Origin of the sequence: Pseudoxanthomonas daejeonensis (genome assembly GCF_010093205.1) — a bacterium.
Taxonomy (GTDB): Bacteria; Pseudomonadota; Gammaproteobacteria; order Xanthomonadales; family Xanthomonadaceae; genus Pseudoxanthomonas; species Pseudoxanthomonas daejeonensis.
The window spans coordinates 363612-382093 of sequence record NZ_PDWN01000001.1; the positions used below are offsets into that span (position 1 = coordinate 363612).

General features: G+C 70.5%; 17 protein-coding genes. 9 read left to right on the forward strand and 8 right to left on the reverse strand.

Annotated features, from left to right (window positions below; translation table 11 throughout):
* Nucleotides 1-53: 53 nt before the first annotated feature.
* The 6 genes from CSC65_RS01590 to CSC65_RS01615 form a co-directional block, all read right to left on the reverse strand.
* A complete protein-coding gene (locus CSC65_RS01590; RefSeq protein ID WP_162408203.1) occupies nucleotides 54-1235 on the reverse strand; it encodes an ABC transporter permease in 1182 nt (393 codons plus the stop codon).
* Entirely contained in the window at nucleotides 1232-1978 is a 747-nt protein-coding gene (locus tag CSC65_RS01595) for an ABC transporter ATP-binding protein (protein WP_162408204.1), read from the reverse strand. Before CSC65_RS01595 ends, CSC65_RS01590 begins: the two co-directional genes overlap by 4 nt.
* A gap of 31 nt (nucleotides 1979-2009) precedes the next feature.
* On the reverse strand, nucleotides 2010-3530 hold the full coding sequence (locus CSC65_RS01600) for an alpha/beta hydrolase (RefSeq protein WP_425501287.1): 1521 nt from the start codon (nucleotides 3528-3530) through the stop codon (nucleotides 2010-2012).
* Nucleotides 3531-3601: 71 nt separating this feature from the next.
* Nucleotides 3602-3799 (reverse strand): helix-turn-helix transcriptional regulator, encoded by a 198-nt coding sequence (locus CSC65_RS01605; RefSeq protein ID WP_162408206.1) that lies wholly within the window; start codon nucleotides 3797-3799, stop codon nucleotides 3602-3604.
* A gap of 9 nt (nucleotides 3800-3808) precedes the next feature.
* Entirely contained in the window at nucleotides 3809-4390 is a 582-nt protein-coding gene (locus CSC65_RS01610) for a hypothetical protein (protein ID WP_162408207.1), read from the reverse strand.
* Nucleotides 4391-4733: 343 nt separating this feature from the next.
* Complete coding sequence (locus tag CSC65_RS01615; RefSeq protein WP_238390229.1) at nucleotides 4734-5456, reverse strand: FAD-binding oxidoreductase; 723 nt, start codon at nucleotides 5454-5456, stop codon at nucleotides 4734-4736.
* A gap of 143 nt (nucleotides 5457-5599) precedes the next feature.
* Here CSC65_RS01615 and CSC65_RS01620 point away from each other — a divergent pair, with 143 nt between their 5' ends.
* The 3 genes from CSC65_RS01620 to panE are packed head-to-tail and all read left to right on the forward strand — an operon-like array spanning nucleotide 5600 to nucleotide 8306.
* Complete coding sequence (locus tag CSC65_RS01620; RefSeq protein WP_162408209.1) at nucleotides 5600-6553, forward strand: ABC transporter ATP-binding protein; 954 nt, start codon at nucleotides 5600-5602, stop codon at nucleotides 6551-6553.
* Complete coding sequence (locus tag CSC65_RS01625; RefSeq protein WP_162408210.1) at nucleotides 6550-7368, forward strand: ABC transporter permease; 819 nt, start codon at nucleotides 6550-6552, stop codon at nucleotides 7366-7368. The genes CSC65_RS01620 and CSC65_RS01625 overlap by 4 nt, the downstream gene beginning before the upstream one ends.
* A gap of 8 nt (nucleotides 7369-7376) precedes the next feature.
* Nucleotides 7377-8306, forward strand: coding sequence for a 2-dehydropantoate 2-reductase (panE, locus tag CSC65_RS01630; protein ID WP_162408211.1), 930 nt, complete (start codon nucleotides 7377-7379; stop codon nucleotides 8304-8306).
* 19 nt (nucleotides 8307-8325) lie between these two features.
* Here the strand turns inward: panE and CSC65_RS01635 are convergent, their stop codons facing one another.
* Nucleotides 8326-9324 (reverse strand): hypothetical protein, encoded by a 999-nt coding sequence (locus tag CSC65_RS01635; RefSeq protein ID WP_162408212.1) that lies wholly within the window; start codon nucleotides 9322-9324, stop codon nucleotides 8326-8328.
* Between the two features lie 139 nt (nucleotides 9325-9463).
* On the opposite strand from CSC65_RS01635, the gene CSC65_RS01640 reads away from it, so the two are divergent.
* The 5 genes from CSC65_RS01640 (at nucleotide 9464) to CSC65_RS01660 (ending at nucleotide 14904) form a co-directional block, all read left to right on the forward strand.
* Nucleotides 9464-9991, forward strand: a complete 528-nt coding sequence (locus CSC65_RS01640; protein WP_162408213.1) for a hypothetical protein — start codon at nucleotides 9464-9466, stop codon at nucleotides 9989-9991.
* Between the two features lie 81 nt (nucleotides 9992-10072).
* On the forward strand, nucleotides 10073-10612 hold the full coding sequence (locus CSC65_RS01645) for an ECF-type sigma factor (protein ID WP_238390230.1): 540 nt from the start codon (nucleotides 10073-10075) through the stop codon (nucleotides 10610-10612).
* Nucleotides 10584-13439 (forward strand): serine/threonine-protein kinase, encoded by a 2856-nt coding sequence (locus tag CSC65_RS01650; protein ID WP_162408215.1) that lies wholly within the window; start codon nucleotides 10584-10586, stop codon nucleotides 13437-13439. Before CSC65_RS01645 ends, CSC65_RS01650 begins: the two co-directional genes overlap by 29 nt.
* A 126-nt stretch (nucleotides 13440-13565) precedes the next feature.
* The gene (locus tag CSC65_RS01655) at nucleotides 13566-14087 is read left to right on the forward strand and encodes a hypothetical protein (protein ID WP_162408216.1); all 522 of its coding nucleotides are present in this window, start codon (nucleotides 13566-13568) and stop codon (nucleotides 14085-14087) included.
* Between the two features lie 34 nt (nucleotides 14088-14121).
* Entirely contained in the window at nucleotides 14122-14904 is a 783-nt protein-coding gene (locus tag CSC65_RS01660) for a lysozyme inhibitor LprI family protein (protein ID WP_162408217.1), read from the forward strand.
* An 18-nt stretch (nucleotides 14905-14922) separates the two neighbouring features.
* On the opposite strand, the gene CSC65_RS01665 is transcribed toward CSC65_RS01660, so the two are convergent.
* Complete coding sequence (locus CSC65_RS01665; RefSeq protein ID WP_162408218.1) at nucleotides 14923-15720, reverse strand: TatD family hydrolase; 798 nt, start codon at nucleotides 15718-15720, stop codon at nucleotides 14923-14925.
* A gap of 151 nt (nucleotides 15721-15871) precedes the next feature.
* On the opposite strand from CSC65_RS01665, the gene hrpB reads away from it, so the two are divergent.
* The gene (gene hrpB / locus CSC65_RS01670) at nucleotides 15872-18394 is read left to right on the forward strand and encodes an ATP-dependent helicase HrpB (RefSeq protein ID WP_162408219.1); all 2523 of its coding nucleotides are present in this window, start codon (nucleotides 15872-15874) and stop codon (nucleotides 18392-18394) included.
* Nucleotides 18395-18482 lie beyond the last annotated feature (88 nt).

The following is an 18482-nucleotide window of genomic DNA, read 5'->3' on the forward strand; positions in this document are numbered from 1 at the left end:
CAATGCCGGGCCTTTTTTATTGCTTCCATCCGCGACCTGGGGTCGCGGATGACTCAGGTCGAGATCGCCAGCTTCTCCTGCCGGTAACGCATCACCGACGCCAGCCACAGCAGCAAGGCCAGGCCCAGGCTGCAACCCAGGTAGACCGCCCATACCTGCGCGGAGATCGGCTCGGCGCGGATCACCTTCAGCAGCAGCTGGTTCTGCGCCAGGAACGGCACCGCGAACTGCCACAGCTGGGTCTTCACCGGATTCACCATCAGCATCATGGTCGGGATCATCGGCAGCAGCATCAGCCAGGTCATGTGGCTCTGCGCTTCCTTCAGGCTCTTGGCCGCGGCGGCCAGGAAGGTGAGCAGCGAGGTGCCGATCAGCAGCATCGGCAGCAGCACGAACAGCATCCTGGCGATCGACAGCATCGACATGTCCAGCGAGCGGGCCATGCCGGTGGCGAACTGCGCGCTGAGCTTGATCGCCAGCAGCGAAAGCAGCAACGACACCACGCCCAGCAGGCAGGCGGCGATGATCTTGCCGGAGACGATTGCGCCGCGTGCAGCGGGCGTGGCCAGCAGCGGTTCCAGGGTCTGCCGCTCGCGCTCGCCGGCGGTGGCGTCCAGCACCAGCGCCGCACCTCCGAGGAACGCGGTGATGATCAGGAAGTACGGCAGCATCACCGACAGCATCAGGCCGCGCTTGGCCTCCGGCGTGGACACGTCCAGCGTGCCGGTGTTGACCGGCTGCGCCACCGACGGATCCATACCGCGAGCCAGCAGGCGCAAAGCACCGACCTGGCCGCTGTAGGCCGCCAGCGCCCCGCGCAGGCGCTGCCCGGGAATGCCCGAGTCACGCTGCGTGCTGTCCAGCATCACCTCCACCAGCGCCGGTCGGCCGGCACGCCAGTCCTCGGCGAAACTTTCGGAGATGCGCAGGCCCACGTCCTGGCGCTGATCGCGCAGCGCCGCTTCCAGGTCCGAAGGCGCTTCGACCGCCTTGATCCCCTGGCTGGCGAGGAATGCGACCAGGTTCGGCGCGCGCTCCATGCCGATGACCGGGATCTCCAGGACCTTGTCGATCTGGGTCTTTGCCCGCTTCTCGGCGAGCGTGCCCATGCCCAGGATCAGCGCAGGGAACAGCAGCGGTCCCAGCAGCAGGGTCAGGGCGAGGGTGCGCCGGTCGCGGCCGATGTCGCGCAGCTCCTTCAGCATCACGATCCACATCGTCGACAGCGTACTCATGCGTGCAGGCCCTCCTCCGAGCCGATCACCTTGACGAAGGCGTCTTCCAGGTTGCTTTCGCCGGTCTGCTCGCGCAGCTGGTCGGCGGTGCCTTCAGCCACGACCTGGCCCTTGGCGACGATGACGATGCGATCGCAGAGCGCGGCCACCTCCTGCATGATGTGGCTGGAGAAGATCACGCAGCGTCCCTCGTTGCGCAGGCCGCGCAGGAAGTCACGCATCGCCCGGGTGGTCATCACGTCCAGGCCGTTGGTGGGTTCGTCGAGGATCACGTTGCGCGGGTCGTGGACCAGCGCGCGCGCGATCGCGGTCTTGGTGCGCTGGCCCTGCGAAAAGCCTTCGGTCTGGCGATCGAGGATTTCGCCCATGTCCAGCGCCGACGACAGCGTGGCGATGCGCTCGGCCACGCGCGCAGCGGGAATGCCGTGCAGCCGCCCGAAGTAGGCGATGTTCTCGCGCGCGGTCAGGCGCTTGTACACGCCGCGTGCGTCGGGCAGCACGCCCAGCGCGCGGCGCACCGCGACCGGGTCCACGGCCGGGTCCACGCCATCCACCTCGATCCGGCCCTGGTCGGGCCTCATCAACGTGTAGAGCATGCGCAGGGTGGTGGTCTTGCCGGCGCCGTTGGGGCCGAGCAGTCCGGTGATCTGGCCGTCGTGGGCCTCGAAGCTCACGCCGGATACCGCGTTCACCGTACCGGTCTTGGTCTTGAAGCTCTTGTGCAGGTCGTGGGCGCGGATCATGGCGCGGCTCCCGCTGGAATGTGTCGGCGCATCAGGGTTCCCATCCGTTGAAACTGGTGAAAGGCGGCACGTAGGTCATCGAGTCCAGGCAGCTGGCATCCAGCGCCTTGGCATCGGTGGATTCGAGGAACTGGCCCAGCAGCCTGGGCATGCACCCCAAGCCCAAGGTGCCGTGGGCCTGCCCGCGCAGAACCAGGTGGCGGCCATTGGGCAGGGTCTGCAGTACGCGCTCGGCATAGTGCGGCGGCGTCACCGGATCGAACTCGCCCGACAGCAGCAGCACGGGCACGTCCGACGCCAGTGGCGCGGTGAAATCCTCCGGGCGGCTGCCGTGCGGCCACGCGGGGCACGCCGCGAAGAACATGCGCGCCACGTCCGAACCGAGCAGCGTGCCTTCCGCGCCGCCTTCCTGGTAACGGTCGGCGTCCTCTGCGCAGATCACCGACCACTGCATGCCGCGCGCCATCGAGCCGCCCATGTTGCGACCCATCAGGTCGTGCAGCGACATCAGCGGCGCATAGCGGCCCTGGCTGGCTTCGTCCAGCACCAGCGGCAGCAGCGATGCGGTCTGCGGCATGTACGAGAACATGAAGGCCAGGCCGGTGACCGTGTCGGCGCTGACCGTGCCGGTGCGGCTCTCGCCCGTGGCCGGGTCGCGGTACTCGACCTGGGCCGGGGCTTCGCGCAGGCGCGACACCAGCGTGTCGAGCTGGCTGCGCGCATCCTGCGGGAAGCGCTTGGCGCACGCGGGCAATTCCCGGCACTGCGCCGACTGCAGCTTCAGCGCGTCCTCGAAGGTATGCGCGAACTCGCCGCCGACCACCAGGTCGTTCGGCGCGACGCCATCGATGACAAGACTGCGCACGTGCTGCGGATACCGGGCGGCGTACTGCTGCGCCACGCGCGTGCCATAGGAGCCGCCGACGAGGTTGATCTTCTGCGCGCCGATCGCCTCTCGAACCGCGTCCAGGTCGGCGATGGCATCGGTCGTGGTGTAGAAGCGCGGGTCTGCACGGTCGGCCGCCTGTTCGGCGCAGCGTCGCGCGAAGTCGGCGATCGCCGCGGCATCGGGCGTGGCGGTGACCTGCGGCTCGTCGTCCTCGCCTTCGGGCGCGCACGAAAGCAGGTTGGAGCCGCCGGTGCCGCGCTGGTCCACCAGCACGATGTGGCGCTGCTTGCGCACGTCCTTGAAGGCCGGGTCCAGTTGCGGCCACACCTGCACCGCCGACTGGCCCGGGCCGCCGGCGAGGAAGAACACCGGGTCTTCGCTGGCCGAACCTTCCTCGGTCGCCGGCAACCAGGCCAGGTTGAGCCGGATCCGCCGGCCGTCGGGCGCGGCGCGGTTCTCCGGGACTTCGAATGTTGCGCACTGCGCCTGCACGTTGCCGGCGGAGATGCCACTGGCCAGGGTGCAGGGTTCGAAGGCGATGGCGCCGTAGTGGCGCGTGGAGGAAGCCGCACGCTCGGGCGTCTGCGCGGAATCGCAGCCGGCGAGCAGCGTGGCCGAGACGGCCATTGCGGCAAGGGTGGAAATACGGGTCGTGCGGGACATCATCGAAACGGCCCCTCGTGGTTGCGTGGAAAGGTGGAAACGGAATGCGCGGCTCGCGGGAGGAGATCGGCTCATGGTTCCTCCGGCAGGAACACGTCCTCGATCTGCAAGCCGAACAGCCGCGCGATCTTGAACGCCAATGGCAGGCTCGGGTCGTACTTGCCGGTCTCCAGCGCGTTGATGGTCTGTCGCGATACTTCCAGCCGCTCGGCCAGTTCGCCTTGCGACCAGGCCTTGGCCTCGCGCAGTTCGCGCAGGTGGTTCTTCATCGGCGCGAGCTACCGGTAGCGCCGCGAGACCACGGCCTTGGCCAGGCCGTAGGTGAGGCAGACCAGCGGGAACAGCCAGATCAGCGCGGCCGCGGCCGGGACGTCGATGACCTTCGCCGTCTGCAGGAAACCGCCTGCCAAGTAGAGCAGCGAGACGAACCCGGTGGCGATGCATACGGCCTCCAGCTCGATGCGCTGCTGCATCTCGTCCGAATCACGGATGAAGCGGACGATGGCGCGCAGGGCCAAGGCGATCGGCGGCACCGGCAACAGAGCGACCAGGGCGCGCAACGCGGGCGCTTCGATGTGCCGCAGCAGCCAGACCGAGGCGAACAGGATCAGCACGTAGGCGCCCATCGCCAGCATCAGTTCACGCGTGTAGCGCCGGCGCAGGCCAGGTGACGCGGAATCGCAACTGTCCGGCAGCTGCCAGCGCATCAGCGAACTAAAGGCGAGGACCAGGGCCAGCACGAACAGGGCGGAGCCGAGCCAGCCGGGGATTAGGCCGGGGAGCGCCCGCGGCAGGATCGCGGCGGCCAGGCCGGACAGCACGGCAAGCGCGAGCAGGAGCCAGGAGGCCGATCGCTTCATGGCGCCGCTCCCCGGGGGCAACGACCCGTACTCGCGATGGCAGTGCCCGCCAGGGCCAGACCCACGCCCAGGAAGCCGGACGGGTCGTCGCCCAGCAGGGCCATGACCAGGAAGGCCACGCCGCAGGTCAGGAGGCCGGCGCTTATGCCGCCCCGATTCGACGTTGGAGTCATTGCGAGCACCATGTAAAGGAAGCTTGACAGACGATAGGACGCATCCCGGCGGGCTGTCAAGCGACCTTTACAGCATCCCCGGGCCCAGGCCAGCCGGCACGGCCGCCCGATGGAGCGGTGCAATGGCTTCGGGCGTCGGGTTGGGCCGGCGAGGCTGCGTGGCGCCGCGGCTACTTGTTGCTGACGTACTTCTCGCGGCGGATCTGCGGAATCGGCAGTCCGTAGCCCTTCAGCGCGTCGAAACTGGCGTCGACCATGTCCGGGTTGCCGCACAGGTAGGCGATGTCGGTGGCCGGGTCCGGGGCGAATCCGGCCAGCTGCTGCTGTACGTAGCCGTGGCGCACGTCGGCATGCGCGTGTGGCGAACCGGGTTCGGGCATCTCCCGCGACAGGCAGGGCACGTAGCGGAAGCGAGGGTGCGCCTCGGCGAAGGCGCGGAAGTCCTCGGCATACAGCAGCTCGCCCGGGGTGCGCGCGCCGGACAGCACGACCACCTCGATGTCGCGTTCGGCCATCAGCTGGGCCAGCACCGGCAGCATCGAGCGGTATGGGGTCACCCCGGTACCGGTGCCGATCAGCAGGTAGCGCCGGTTGTGGTCGCCGGGCATCAGGCAGAAGCGGCCATAGGGTCCGCTGGCACTGATCCGGTCGCCGACCGCCAGCCCTTCGAACAGCGCGGTGGCGGCGCCGCCGGCCACGTGGCTGACCGCGATTTCCACCGCCTCGCCCGGACCCAGCGCGTGGTCGTGGATGGTGGCCAGCGAATAGCTGCGCCGCGCGGGCGTGCCGTCGGCATAGTCGAAGTGGATCTGGATGAACTGGCCGGGGATGAAATCCAGCGGCTGGCCATCGTCGCGGGCCAGCACGTAGTGGCCGATGGTGGGCGCCAGCATGCGGCGGTCGACGAGGCGGAGCGGGAAGTGGACGGGCACGATGGTTTGTTTTCGCAACAGTCTGTAGCCGGGTCCGGACCCGGCGGCGACCTATAATAGCCGTTGCCCACGAGCAGGCGCCGGCACCCGGCGCGAAGGCCTCCATGATTTCCCACGGCGATGCCGCTGCGCCCGCGTTGCGCGTGCGCGACCTGCGCAAGACCTATGAAAACGGCGTCGAAGCGCTCAAGGGCGTTTCGCTGGACGTCGCGCCGGGCGACTTCTTCGCCCTGCTCGGCCCCAATGGCGCCGGCAAGTCGACCCTGATCGGCATCACCAGTTCGCTGGTCAACCTCACGGCGGGCTCGGTGGAAGTGTTCGGCATCGACCTGGTCGCCCGCCGCAGCGATGCGATGCGGCAGATCGGCCTGGTCCCGCAGGAGATCAACTTCAACCTGTTCGAGCAGCCGTTCGACATCCTGGTCAACTACGCCGGCTTCTACGGGATCCCGCGAGAAGAGGCCGAGGCGATGGCCGAGGTCGAACTGCGCCGCGCCCACCTGTGGGAAAAGGCGCGGGTGATGAGCCGCACCCTGTCGGGTGGCATGAAGCGGCGGCTGATGATCGCCCGGGCGATGATGACCCGGCCGCGCCTGCTGATCCTGGACGAACCGACCGCCGGCGTGGACATCGAGATCCGCCGCGACATGTGGCGGGTGCTGCGCGAGATCAACGCCGCCGGCACCACCATCATCCTGACCACCCATTACCTGGAAGAAGCCGAGAGCCTGTGCCGGCATCTGGCAATCATCGATCGCGGCACGATCGTCGAATCCGGACCGATGCGCGCACTGCTGGCCAAGCTGGACGTGGAAGGTTTCCTGTTCGACATCGACGGCGCCTTGCCCGCCCAGTTGCCGGTGATCGAGGGCACCACCCTGGTCGCCACCGACGACCACACCCTGGACCTGGACATGCCGCGTGCGATGGACCTCAACCGCGTGTTCGCGGCGCTGGAAGCCGCCGGCATCCGCGTGCGCTCGATGCGGACCAAGAGCAACCGGCTGGAAGAACTGTTCGTGCGCCTGACCGGCCCGAAGCGGGAGGCCACCGCATGAGCGGCAATATCGATACTGCCGCCACCGCGGCCGCGACCCGCAGCGACGCGACGCGCAACTGGATCGCGCTGGGCACGATCGTGCGCCGCGAGGTCCGCCGCATCCTGCGCATCTGGGGCCAGACCCTGGTGCCGCCGGCGATCACCATGACCCTGTATTTCCTGATCTTCGGCGGCCTGATCGGCTCGAAGATCGGCGACATGGGCGGCTTCAGCTACATGCAGTTCATCGTCCCGGGCCTGGTGATGATGAGCGTGATCCAGAACAGCTACGGCAACATCAGCTCTTCGTTCTTCGGCGCCAAGTTCGGCCGCCATGTCGAGGAACTGCTGGTCAGCCCGATGCCGAACTGGGTGATCCTGTGGGGCTACGTCTCCGGCGCGGTGCTGCGCGGGATGATGGTCGGCGTCATCGTGCTGTTGATCGCGATGTTCTTCACCCCGGTGCGCGTGCCGCATCCGCTGGTGACGTTCAGCACGGTGCTGCTGGGCTCGACGATCTTCGCCCTGGCCGGCTTCGTCAACGCGGTGTACGCCAAGAAGTTCGACGACGTGGCGATCGTGCCGACCTTCATCCTGACCCCGCTGACCTACCTGGGCGGCGTGTTCTATTCGGTCACCCTGCTGCCCGGCTGGGCGCAGGTGCTGACCCACGCCAACCCGATCTTCTACATGGTCAACGCATTCCGCTTCGGCCTGCTCGGCAGTTCCGACGTGCCTTTGTGGGTGGCCTATGCGCTGATGCTGGCCTTCGTCGCCGCGCTCTCGGCGCTGTCGCTGTGGCTGCTGCGCCGCGGCGTGGGCCTGCGCAGCTGAGCGCAGCCATGCGCATCCTCGTCCTTGGCGCCGGCGGCACGGGCGGCTACTTCGGCGGCAGGCTAGCCCAGTCCGGTGCGGACGTGACCTTCCTGGTGCGTCCCGCGCGCGCGACCCTGCTCCGCGGACAGGGCCTGCGCATCCGCAGCGAACTGGGCGATGCGGACCTCGCGGTGGCGGCCGTCACCATCGACGAGCTGCCGGCACTGCCGCCGTTCGACCTGGTCCTGCTCAGCTGCAAGGCTTACGACCTGGCCAGCGCGATGGACGCGATCGCCGCCGCGATCGGCCCGGAGACGCGGATCCTGCCGATCCTCAACGGCCTGCTGCACTACGACGCGCTCGACGCGCGCTTCGGCCGCGAACGCGTGCTCGGTGGCCTGTGCTTCATCAGCGCCACGCTCGGTGGCGATGGCGAAGTCGTGCACATGGGGCGACCCGCCTCGATCACTTTCGGCCTGCGCGAGGGAAACGCCGCCACCGGCGTCCTGCAACAACTGGCGGCGGCGTGCGCCACGGCCGGGGTCGACCATCTGCTCGCCACCGACATCGCGCAGGCACAGTGGATCAAGTTCAGTTTCCTCGCCGCGCTCGCCGCCGGCACCTGCCTGATGCGCGGCAGCGTCGGCAGCATCGTCGCCACCGAAGGCGGAGCGGACTTCATGGCTGCACTGCACGAGGAGTGCCTGGCGGTGGCCGTCGCGGAAGGCCAGCCAGTGCCGGAGGCCGAGGCACGCACCGCGCGCGGGCAGCTGGTCCGCGCCGGTTCGCCGGTCACCGCCTCGATGCTGCGCGATCTCGAGGCCGGCCGGCCGGTGGAGGCGCTGCAGATCGTCGGCGACCTGTTCCATCGCGCACGCCGCGCCGGCTTGCCAGCGCCCTTGCTGGGCGCCGCCTGGACCCATCTGCAGGCCTACCAGGACGCCCGCGCGGGCTGAGGCCCGGCGGGCTGCCGGTTCAGCGCCCGCCGCGCAGGGTGAGGTAGGTCGCGCTCCACTGCAGTGGATCGTCGGTGTTGTTGTCCTGGAAGAACACGTCGCCATTGCCACGGCTGTTCATGCCCAGGCCCAGCAGGTGGTGGTCGCTGTTGTTGAAGGTGAACTCGAAGCCCTGCAGCGCGTCGATGCGGCTGGACGGAGTGGCGCCGCGGCGAGCCTGGGTACCGGCGAGTGCGCCCTTCTGCGCGACCAGCGCGTTGGGGATCCAGGCGTACTGCACCGTTACCCGGTAGCCGCGGTACTTGCCGGACATCTTCGCGATCCCCTTGGTCGCCGCGCCGGTGCCGGCCATCACGGTGGCGGTTTCCAGCAGGCCCGGCAGCGGGATCACGGCGCTGGCCGCGGCCGCACCCAAGGTCGCCTCCAGGCCGCGGAAATCCATGCCCTGGTCGTCGGTCAACGAGACCTGGACGACATTACGCTCCGGTACCAGCCACAGGCCGACGTTGCGCAGGTTGGCGTCGGTGCCGTCGGCACGGCGGAACTCGAAGCCGGACAGCACCAGGGTCGAATCGGCCGGTGCGCGCCCGGGCAATGGGATCTCGAACTTGCCGCCGCCCTCGGCACTGACCTGCTGCACGCGTACCCCCGGCAGCGCGGTCAGGCGCGCGGCGCCGTTGAACGGGTCGTCGCCGTTGCTGTCGGCCAGGGCGAAGCGGACGAAACGTTCCTCGCCGAGCACGCCGATCCGGCGCAGCTTGTGGTCGCCGTTGCCGAAGCGCAGGTCGAAACCGGCCAGCGCCCAACCCGCGGGCAGGGGCCGGTCGATGGCGGCCGGACCGTTGTCGCGCAGGCCCTCGATCCGGGCCAGGTGCAGCTGCGGCGCCTGCGATGGCGTCGCTGGCTTCACCGGCTTCACGACCGGCGGGGTGACCCGGACCTGGGAAAGGGCGGGCGGCACGACCAGGCACAACAGCAGCGAGGACAGGACGAGCGGACGCGATGGCAGCAGGGGCATGGCGGATTCCGTTTCGAGGGATGGCATTGGCACATCCGCAAACGAAGGCCCACGGCTGCCAGCGCCGCGTGGCAGTTGCCGCGCACAAATCGCGGATATCCGGTCAGCCACCCGTTTCCCGGGAGAGGAGAGCACCACCATGTACCGGATCGCCATTCCAACCCTGTTGCTGGCCGTGGCCGCCTGTTCGGGCCCGGCGCCCGGGAACCTGGCCGACAAGGCGGCCGGCAAGGCCGTCGGCGCGATGATCGAGGCGGCCAGCGACGGCAAGGTCAAGGACGAGGGGGACCGGCTGGTGGTCGAGGATGGCAATGGCCAGGAGATGCAGCTGGCGACGAGCCGCGAAGGCCTGCCGCCGCCGGCTTGGTGGCCGCAGGACATCTACCTTCCCGAAGGCGCGGTGATCAGCCAGGTGGCCCAGAACGAGGGCAACAACGTGCTGTCGGCGATGGTTCCGCGCCCGGGCGCGGTGCTGAACGACGAGATCGAGCAGGCCATGCACGTCCAGGGCTGGAAGACCCTGCGCAGCTCGCGCGCCGCCAGTGGCGGCGGCATGGCCGCATTCCGCAAGGAAGGCCGCGAGGTTTCGGTCCTGGTGTCGCCGACCCGCAAGGGCGAACAGGCGGCGATGACGACCTATCACCTGCGCTCGCCCCGCGCGCAATGAGTGGCCGTGCCTGCCGACGGCGACGCGCGAATCGGGCTACCCTCTGAGCCGGGCCTGCGCCCGGGGATGGTGCGGTCACTCATGGGGAACGAGATCACGCAGCTGCTGGAGCGGGTGAGCGCGGGCGAACCGGCGCACCTGTCCGAGGTCTTCGAGCGGCTCTATCCGCAGTTGCGGCAGATCGCCGCGTCGCGACTGCGTCCCGGCGAGCGCACGCTGACCCCGACGGTGCTGGTGCACGAGCTGTACCTGCGCGCGAGCAGCGGCGAACCGCTCAGCGGCAGCGATCGCCGCCACTTCTTCACCACCGCGGCCAAGGCGATGCGCTGGATCCTGGTCGACCACGCGCGGCGCAAGGCCGCCGGCAAGCGCGGCGGCGACCTGCTGGAAGTGACCCTGACCGAATCGCTGGCCGGCGGGCCGGAGCCGGACGTGCTCGACCTGCACGAAGCATTGCAGGGATTGGGCGAGATCGCGCCGCAGCAGCGCGACATCGTCGAACTGCACTACTTCGGCGGCCTCGAGTTCGCCGATGTCGCCGCCGTGCTCGGGATTTCGGAGCGGACGGTCTACCGGCAGTGGCAGCGCGCCCGTGCGTTCCTCCACGCCCAGCTGGAGTGATGCGCGCATGGACCGGCGCGAGCGCGAGACCTGGCAGGCCGCCGACGCGATCCTCGACGGCTTGCTGGACCTGCCGCCCGGCGAGCGCGAGGCACGCCTGCAGGCATTGAACCCGCGCCCGGAAATCGCCGCCCGCGTGCGCAGGCTGCTCGCCGGCAGCGAACGCGAGGGCTTGCTGGACCGCCCCGTGGCCACGCTTTCCGAACTGGAACCGGCGCCGGAGCCGTCCCTCGAAGGGCGCCACCTGGGACGATGGCGGCTGGAGCAATGGCTCGGCGAAGGCGGGATGGCGGTGGTCTACCGGGCCGGGTCGGTGACCCCGCCGGTGGGCCAGCAGGCGGCGTTGAAGATCCTGAGCCTGGGAGCGCTGGCGCGCGGTGGGCGCGAGCGGTTCCTGCGCGAACAGTCGGTGCTGGCCCGGCTGCGCCATCCCTACATCGCCGCCCTGTACGAGGCCGGCGTGGGCGAGGACGGCACCCCCTGGCTGGCGATGGAGCTGGTGGAGGGGCAGCGCATCGATGAGTGGTGCCAGGCCGGCGGGCTGGACCTGCCGGCGCGCCTGGACCTGGTCGAGCAGGTCGCCGACGCGCTCGCCTATGCGCACCGCAACCTGGTCGTGCATCGCGACATCAAGCCGTCGAACGTGCTGGTCGACGAGGATGGCCTGGTCCGCCTGCTCGACTTCGGCATCGGGCGCGAGCTCTCGGCCGCCGCGGTTACCCGAACCCACCTGCGCGCGCTGACTCCCGAATATGCGCCGCCCGAGCAGTTCAGCGGCCAGGACACCGGCACGGCGGCCGATGTCTACGGCCTGGCCGCGCTCACCTACCGGCTGCTGACCGGCAGCGCGCCGCATGCCGCGAACCCGCTTCGCGAAGATGCGCCCGAGCCGCCGTCGGTGCGCGCCACGCGTGCCGCGGCCGGGACCCTCGAGCATGGATTCGCCGCGCGCCTGCGCGGGGACCTGGACGCGATCCTGCTGCGCGCGCTCGCCTGCGAACCGGCGCGGCGCTATCCCAGCGTGGAGGCGTTCGTCGCCGACCTGCAGCGTTACCGCACCCGGCGGCCGGTGCAGGCCAGGCCGCCGAGTGCGGGGTACCGGGTGCGCCGTTTCCTGCAGCGCAACCGCTGGCCGCTGGCGGCTGCCGCGATCCTGGCGATATCGCTGCTGGGCGGCGGGCTGGGCGTGCTGTGGCAGGCGCAGCGGGCCGAGCTCGCCGCGGAAGAGGCACGCCTGCAGTTGCGTTACCTGGATTCGCTGCTGCGCGAACTGGCGCCCTCCACCGCGCAGGCACGCGAGATGGACCGGGCCCGGCTGGTCACCTCGGCCGCGGCCCATGCGCGCCACGACCTGGCCAGCCGGCCGCGCTTGCTGGCCACCGTGCTGCTGACCCTGGCCGAGATCGCCCAGGCGGCGGGCGAACACCGCCAGTCCGAACACCTGGCGGGCGAAGCGGTCGACCTGCGCGCACGCCTGCATGGCCGGGACAGCCCGGAGTTCGCCACCGCGCTGGTGGTGCGTGCCCGGGCGCTGTGGTCCGAGCGCAGCCTGGGCGGGGATCCGGAGGCCCTGGCCGCGCAGGCGCTGGCGATCTTCGAGCGCAAGGCGCCGGAGTCGGAGGGACACATCCGCGCATTGCTGCTGCAACAGATGCTCGACCTCAGCCTGGACCACGCCGGCCGTGCCCAGGCCACCGGCGAACGCATGCGGGCCTGGTGCCGCGCCCGTGGACAGGAACCGTTCGAGCTGTGCAACGAAGTGATGCTGGCGGTCGCCTCGTTGCAGGATCGACAGGGCTACGTGCGCGACGCCGAACGCACCTACGCCGAACTGATCGGAATGCGCTCGGCACGCGATGGCGGCGGCCATGCCAGCACCCTGCAGGTGCGCACCCGGCATGCCCGCGCGGTCCTCAGGCTGGGGGATGCGGCACGCGCGGCCGCGCTGCTCGAACCGGTGCTGGCCAACCAGCTGGAGATCTACGACCGGACCACGCCGGAACTGGCCGCCACCCGCGGCGCACTGGCCGAGGCGCTGACCACCCTGGGCGACTTCGACCGGGCGCGCCAGCTGCACGAGGCCCAGCTGGCCGAACTGGTCGACGAGCGTGGTGGCAGCCATCCGGAGGTGGCCGCGTACCTCGGCAACTTCGGCGTGTTCCTGCTGAAGGCAGGCGACTTCGAGGGCGCGCTGATGCGCCTGGCCGAATGCGCCGCCAGCTACGCCGTCCTGGCCGGACCTGGCCATGCCGGCGTGCAGGTATGCAATGGCAACCGCGCCGACGTGCTGCGCGAAATGGGGCGGGCGGCCGAGGCCGAACCGTTGAGCCGTGCCGCGCTGGACGGCATCCGCGCCGCGTTCGGCGAAGACTCGCCGCTGCTGGCGGCGCGCTACAGCAACCTCGGCCGGATCCTGGTCGCGCTCGACCGCGATGCCGAGGCCTTGCCGCTGCTGGAGCGCGCGCGCGCGGCCTATCGCGCGCAACGCAGTCCGATGGCCGCCCTGATCCGCCTGCACGAACTGGAAATCCTGGTCCGCACCGGCCGCCTGCCGCCCGGCGAGGGCTGGGCGGAAGCACTGGCCGCGCGCGCGCAGCTCGAAGCCGGCTTCCCGGCGCAGAACCCGCAGCGGACCGCGATGCTGGCGCCGCTGACCCGGATCGCCTGCAGCGCGCCCGGACACCTGCCCTGCAGCGAACTGCGCGACGAAGCCCTCGTCGGCATGGCCCAGCCGACCACGCCGGCCGATGCCCGGTTGCAGATCGACAAGGCCCTGCAGGTGACCGCGCAGGTATCCAGATCGCCATGGGCGGGCGTCGCGCGCTGAACCGCCGTTGCAGCCTCGCGGCTTGCCGGCACCGTTGGGCGATGGCATGGCAGTCGCCAGGCGTGCTTTGCGGATTCATCTGGGAATACCGGGCGTCCGTCCGGCCCCCCGAATCCGGAGAAAGCGATGAAGTGCGAGCCGACGATCACTGCTGTGCTGCTCGTGTTGGTCGCGGGCCTGTCCGCGTCGCCGGCGATGGCGCGCGATACCTGCCTGGTCGGCCACTGGAGTCCGGTGGGCAACGGTGCGGCCGAATGGGTGCAGCGGCAGGCACCCGGGATGAAGATGGCCACGCCCCAGCAGGCGGCGAGCTTGAACTTGCGGGCCGATGGCGGCTACAGCGCCCGGTCGCAGATGCAGGCCGAGGCTTCCAGTGGCGCGATGTCCGCGCGCAGTGGCGGCAGTTTCTCCGCCCAGGGCGGCTGGAGCAGCAGCGGCGGGCAACTGACCCTGACGCCTTCGGCATCGAGCATGGACGGAACGATGCAGATCTCCGCGGGCAAGGGTCCGCCGGTGGGGGCCAAGATGCCCAAGGCGGCGGCCCAGCCCACCACCTACCAGTACAGCTGCAGCGGCCCGACGCTGGAGACGCGGATGCGGATTCCGGGCGTGGCCGATCCGATCGTGCAGCGTTATCGCCGGCAGTGAGCGGGCCGTGCCGATGCCAGGCGGGAGCAAGGTGATGGAGCGCGGGATCGCCCGGATCGTGGCGGCGCTGGCAACGTGGCTGCTGCTGCCCGGCGTGGCCCTGGCCGGCGCTGGGCCCTCGTTCGACTGCGGCAAGGCCCGTGCGCCGATCGAGCGCACGATCTGCGACACGCCCCGGGTGGCATTGCTCGATGCAATCCTCGCCCGCTACTACGCCAGGGCCAGGTCATCGCTGCCGCGCGCCGGGCGAGCCTGCCTGGCTGCCGACCAGCGCGCGTGGCTGGCGCTGCAACGCGCTGCCTGCGACTCCGCCGCATGCCTGGAACAGGCCTACCTGCTGCGCCTGGACGCACTGGAAGGCCTGTTGCCGGGGGCCGTCGTCGACCGTCGACTCGAGGACTATCCGGTTACCGGCGGCGCGCGCCTGCTCGGCGTGCTGCCTGCGGTCGAGGGAGGCCAGCTTCCGCCGGGCGGGCTGGAAGAGGTGCTCATGCAAGGCACGCCGGTGGAAGACGAGGGCGGCTACCTGCTCGTCGATGGCCGCTTCGACAGGAACAGCTGGCAGGAATTCGTCGACCTGCAGGGCGACATCGAAGCGATCCATGCCCGCTTCGGCGAGGGTCCGGTCCATTTCACCGGCGTGGCCGGCGGTTTCGGCGCGGGCGCGCTCGACGACCGGGCCCGGGCGGCTATCGAGGATGTCGCCGCCCGCCGGGGCGAGTTGCAGGTCCGGGGCTGGGCGGTCTACACCGATGCGGCACCGCCGCTCATCGACGATCGCCGTTGTGCCTTCGTCTACGGGCTCCCCGCCCCCTGAGCCGGGGTGGTCGCCGGGTCAGCCCGCTGGCGGCAGGCGGAAGAATGCGCGCGCGTTGGCCGTGGTCTGCGCCGTGACGGCACCCGGGTCCTCGCCGCGGTCGCGGGCCAGCTCCTCGACGATGTGCGGCAGGAACACCGGTTCGTTGCGCCGGTCCTTGGGCAGCGGCTTGAGCGTGCGCGGCAGCAGGTAGGGCGAGTCGGTCTCCACCAGCAGGCGGTTGGCCGGGATGTGCTTCACCAGTTCGCGCAGGTGCGCGCCGCGGCGTTCGTCGCACAGCCAGCCGGTGATGCCGATGTGCCAGTCGTTGTCGAGGTAGTCGAACATCTCCTCGCGCGTGCCGGTGAAGCAGTGCACCACCGCCGGGCCGAGCCGGCCGTCGAAGTTCCGCATCATCGCCATGAAGTCTTCGTGCGCGTCGCGCTGGTGCAGGAACAGCGGCTTGGACGTGTCGACGCCGACCTGCAGTTGCCGCTCGAAGGCCTTGCGCTGCGCCGGGCGCGGCGAGAAGTCGCGGAAGTAGTCCAGCCCGCACTCGCCCACCGCCACCACTTCCGGATGCGCATGCAGCGCACGCATCTCCGCGTCGCATTCGTCGGTGTATTCGGTGGCGTGGTGCGGATGCACGCCGGCGGTGGCGTAGAGGAAGCCCGGGTGCCGCTGCGCCAGCTGCAGCGCCAGCGGCGAATGCTCGCGACTGGCGCCGGTGACGACCATCTGCACCACCCCGGCCTCGCGTGCGCGCGCCAGCACCGCGTCGCGGTCGCGGTCGAAGCTGTCGTGGGTCAGGTTGGCGCCGATATCGACGAGCTGCATGCGATGAAAGCCGGAGGGAGGCCGCCCATTGTAGGAGCGGGCATGACCGCGACACGAGCGCCGCAGTTGCGATGGCATTGTCAGTCCCAGCGTGGTCGGGTCGCGGTCATGCCCGCTCCTAGAACAAGGCGGCGGTCCGTATCCTGTGTGCATGGAGTCCACCACGTTCCCCATCGCACCGCTGCTGCCGGCCATCGCCGACAGCCTCGCCGCGCATCCACGCCTGGTGCTGGAGGCACCGCCCGGCGCCGGCAAGACCACGCAGGTGCCGCTGGCCCTGCTTGATGCGCCGTGGCTGGAGGGTCGCCGCATCGTGATGCTCGAACCGCGCCGGGTCGCGGCGCGCAGCGCGGCGATGTTCATGGCCCGCCAGCTCGGCGAGGACGTCGGCGATACCGTCGGCTACCGGATCCGTTTCGAGAACCGGATCGGCCCGCGGACCCGGATCGAGGTGGTCACCGAAGGCATCCTCACCCGGATGATCCAGGACGACCCCGAACTCGGCGGTTCCGGGTCCGGTGGCGTCGGCCTGCTGCTGTTCGACGAATTCCACGAGCGCCATCTCGCGGCCGACCTGGGCCTGGCCCTGGCCCTGGACGTGCAGGCGCAGCTGCGCGAGGACCTGCGCATCGTGGTGATGTCGGCCACCCTCGACGGCGAGCGCCTGGCGCGCTTCCTGGATGCGCCGCGACTCTCCAGCGCCGGGCGCAGCCATCCGGTGCAGGTGGCGCATTTCCCGGCGCGCCGCGAGGAGTCGGTCGAGGCGCAGGCACGGCGCGCGACCGAACAGGCCTTGGCCCAGCATCCGGGCGACGTGCTGGTGTTCCTGCCCGGCCAGCGCGAGATCGCGCGGGTGCAGGCGGCGCTGGAGGCGGCCTCGCTGCCGCTGGGCACCGAGGTGCTGGCCCTGCATGGCGAACTGCCGGTGGAGCAGCAGTCACGCGTTCTGCAGCCCGCTCCCGATGGCCGCCGCCGCGTGGTGCTGGCGACCAACGTGGCCGAATCCTCGGTGACCCTGCCCGGCGTGCGCGTGGTCGTGGACGCCGGGCTGGCGCGCGAACCGCGCTTCGATCCCAACAGCGGTTTCTCGCGGCTGGATTCGGTCGCCATTTCGCAGGCCTCGGCCGACCAGCGCGCCGGCCGCGCCGGCCGCGTCGCCGACGGCTGGGCCTGGCGCCTGTGGCCCGAATCGCAGCGTCTGGAAGCGCAACGCAGGCCCGAGATCGCACAGGTGGAACTGGCGGGCCTGGCCCTGGAACTGGCGGCCTGGGGCAGCGATGCGCTGCGGTTCGTCGACCCGCCGCCTGCCGGCGCGCTGGCCGCCGCCCGCGAACTGCTGCAGCGCCTGGGCGCGCTCTCCGACGCCGGCGGCATCACCGCGATCGGCCAGCGCATGCTCGCGCTGGGCACGCATCCGCGACTGGCAGCGATGCTGCTGGCCGCGCGTAATCCACGCGAACAGGCGCTGGCCGCCGACCTGGCCGCGCTGGTCGAGGCGCGCGACCCGCTGCGCAGCCGCAGCGATGCGCTGGCCGAGCGCTGGCGTGCGCTGGCTGCGTTCCGCCAGGGAAGCCTGCCGCACGATGCCAGCCGTGCGGCGCTGGCGTCGATCGACGCGGCGGCCAGGCAATGGCGTCGGCGCCTGCGCTGCGAGGCATCTGCGCCGGCGGAGGTCGAGGCGCACGAACTGGGCGACCTGCTCGCCCATGCATTCCCCGACCGGATCGCCGCGCGGCATCCGCTCGATCCCTTGCGCTACGCGCTGGCCAACGGCCGCACCGCCAAGCTGTTCGACGACAGCGCCTTGCGCGGCGAACCGTGGCTGGTGGCCAGCGAACTGCGCTTCGAGCAGCGCGGCGATGCGCTGCTGCTGCGCGCCGCACCGGTGGACGAATCGCGGCTGCGCCGCGACTTCCCGGAACGCTTCGTCGAGCAGGAAGGGGCGGTCTGGGATGCCGACAAGCGCGCGCTGGTGGCGCGGCGCGAATCGCGCTTCGACCGGATCGTGCTCGACAGCCGGCCCGCCGGCCGCGTCGATCCGGCCCAGGCCGCGCAGGCCCTGACCGATGCGGTGCGCGAACTGGGCCTGGCTGCACTGCCGTGGACCGAGAACCTGCGCCAGTGGCAGGCGCGCATGGTCTCGCTGCGCGCATGGCTGCCCGATCTCGCACTGCCCGACATGTCCGACGCGGCGTTGCAGGCCACGCTCGACACCTGGTTGCGCCCGGCATTCGCCGGCAAGACCCGGCTCGATGCGCTGTCGGAGGACGAACTGGGCGAAGCGTTGAAATCCCCGCTGGACTGGAGCCTGCGCCAGCAACTGGACCGGCTGGCGCCGGTACGGATCACCGTGCCTTCGGGGATGGAACGCCGCATCGACTACGCGCTCGACCACGAAGGCGCGCCCCAACCGCCGGTGCTGGCGGTGAAGCTGCAGGAGCTGTTCGGGCTGGCCGACACCCCGCGCATCGCCGACGGTCGCGTGCCGTTGCTGTTGCACCTGCTCTCGCCAGGAGGAAAGCCGCTGCAGGTGACCGGCGACCTCAAGGGCTTCTGGGACCGGACCTATCCGGAAGTGCGCAAGGAGATGAAGGGTCGCTATCCGCGCCATCCGTGGCCGGACGACCCGTGGAGCGCGACCGCGACCCATCGGGCCAAGCCGCGCGGGACCTAGGCGCGTGGCCCAACCATGCGCGGACGCCCGGATGGAGACGATGCCCCGGATTGTGCCGGGCGCCGGCGCCACCGCCACCGCCACCGCC

Coding starts and splice junctions, on each gene's coding strand:
- CSC65_RS01590 (WP_162408203.1), bottom strand. CDS start 1,235: ATGAGTACGCTGTCGACGATGTGGATCGTGATGCTGAAGGAGCTGCGC.
- CSC65_RS01595 (WP_162408204.1), bottom strand. CDS start 1,978: ATGATCCGCGCCCACGACCTGCACAAGAGCTTCAAGACCAAGACCGGT.
- CSC65_RS01600 (WP_425501287.1), bottom strand. CDS start 3,530: ATGTCCCGCACGACCCGTATTTCCACCCTTGCCGCAATGGCCGTCTCG.
- CSC65_RS01605 (WP_162408206.1), bottom strand. CDS start 3,799: ATGAAGAACCACCTGCGCGAACTGCGCGAGGCCAAGGCCTGGTCGCAA.
- CSC65_RS01610 (WP_162408207.1), bottom strand. CDS start 4,390: ATGAAGCGATCGGCCTCCTGGCTCCTGCTCGCGCTTGCCGTGCTGTCC.
- CSC65_RS01615 (WP_238390229.1), bottom strand. CDS start 5,456: ATGCTGGCGCCCACCATCGGCCACTACGTGCTGGCCCGCGACGATGGC.
- CSC65_RS01620 (WP_162408209.1), top strand. CDS start 5,600: ATGATTTCCCACGGCGATGCCGCTGCGCCCGCGTTGCGCGTGCGCGAC.
- CSC65_RS01625 (WP_162408210.1), top strand. CDS start 6,550: ATGAGCGGCAATATCGATACTGCCGCCACCGCGGCCGCGACCCGCAGC.
- panE (WP_162408211.1), top strand. CDS start 7,377: ATGCGCATCCTCGTCCTTGGCGCCGGCGGCACGGGCGGCTACTTCGGC.
- CSC65_RS01635 (WP_162408212.1), bottom strand. CDS start 9,324: ATGCCCCTGCTGCCATCGCGTCCGCTCGTCCTGTCCTCGCTGCTGTTG.
- CSC65_RS01640 (WP_162408213.1), top strand. CDS start 9,464: ATGTACCGGATCGCCATTCCAACCCTGTTGCTGGCCGTGGCCGCCTGT.
- CSC65_RS01645 (WP_238390230.1), top strand. CDS start 10,073: ATGGGGAACGAGATCACGCAGCTGCTGGAGCGGGTGAGCGCGGGCGAA.
- CSC65_RS01655 (WP_162408216.1), top strand. CDS start 13,566: ATGAAGTGCGAGCCGACGATCACTGCTGTGCTGCTCGTGTTGGTCGCG.
- CSC65_RS01660 (WP_162408217.1), top strand. CDS start 14,122: ATGGAGCGCGGGATCGCCCGGATCGTGGCGGCGCTGGCAACGTGGCTG.
- CSC65_RS01665 (WP_162408218.1), bottom strand. CDS start 15,720: ATGCAGCTCGTCGATATCGGCGCCAACCTGACCCACGACAGCTTCGAC.
- hrpB (WP_162408219.1), top strand. CDS start 15,872: ATGGAGTCCACCACGTTCCCCATCGCACCGCTGCTGCCGGCCATCGCC.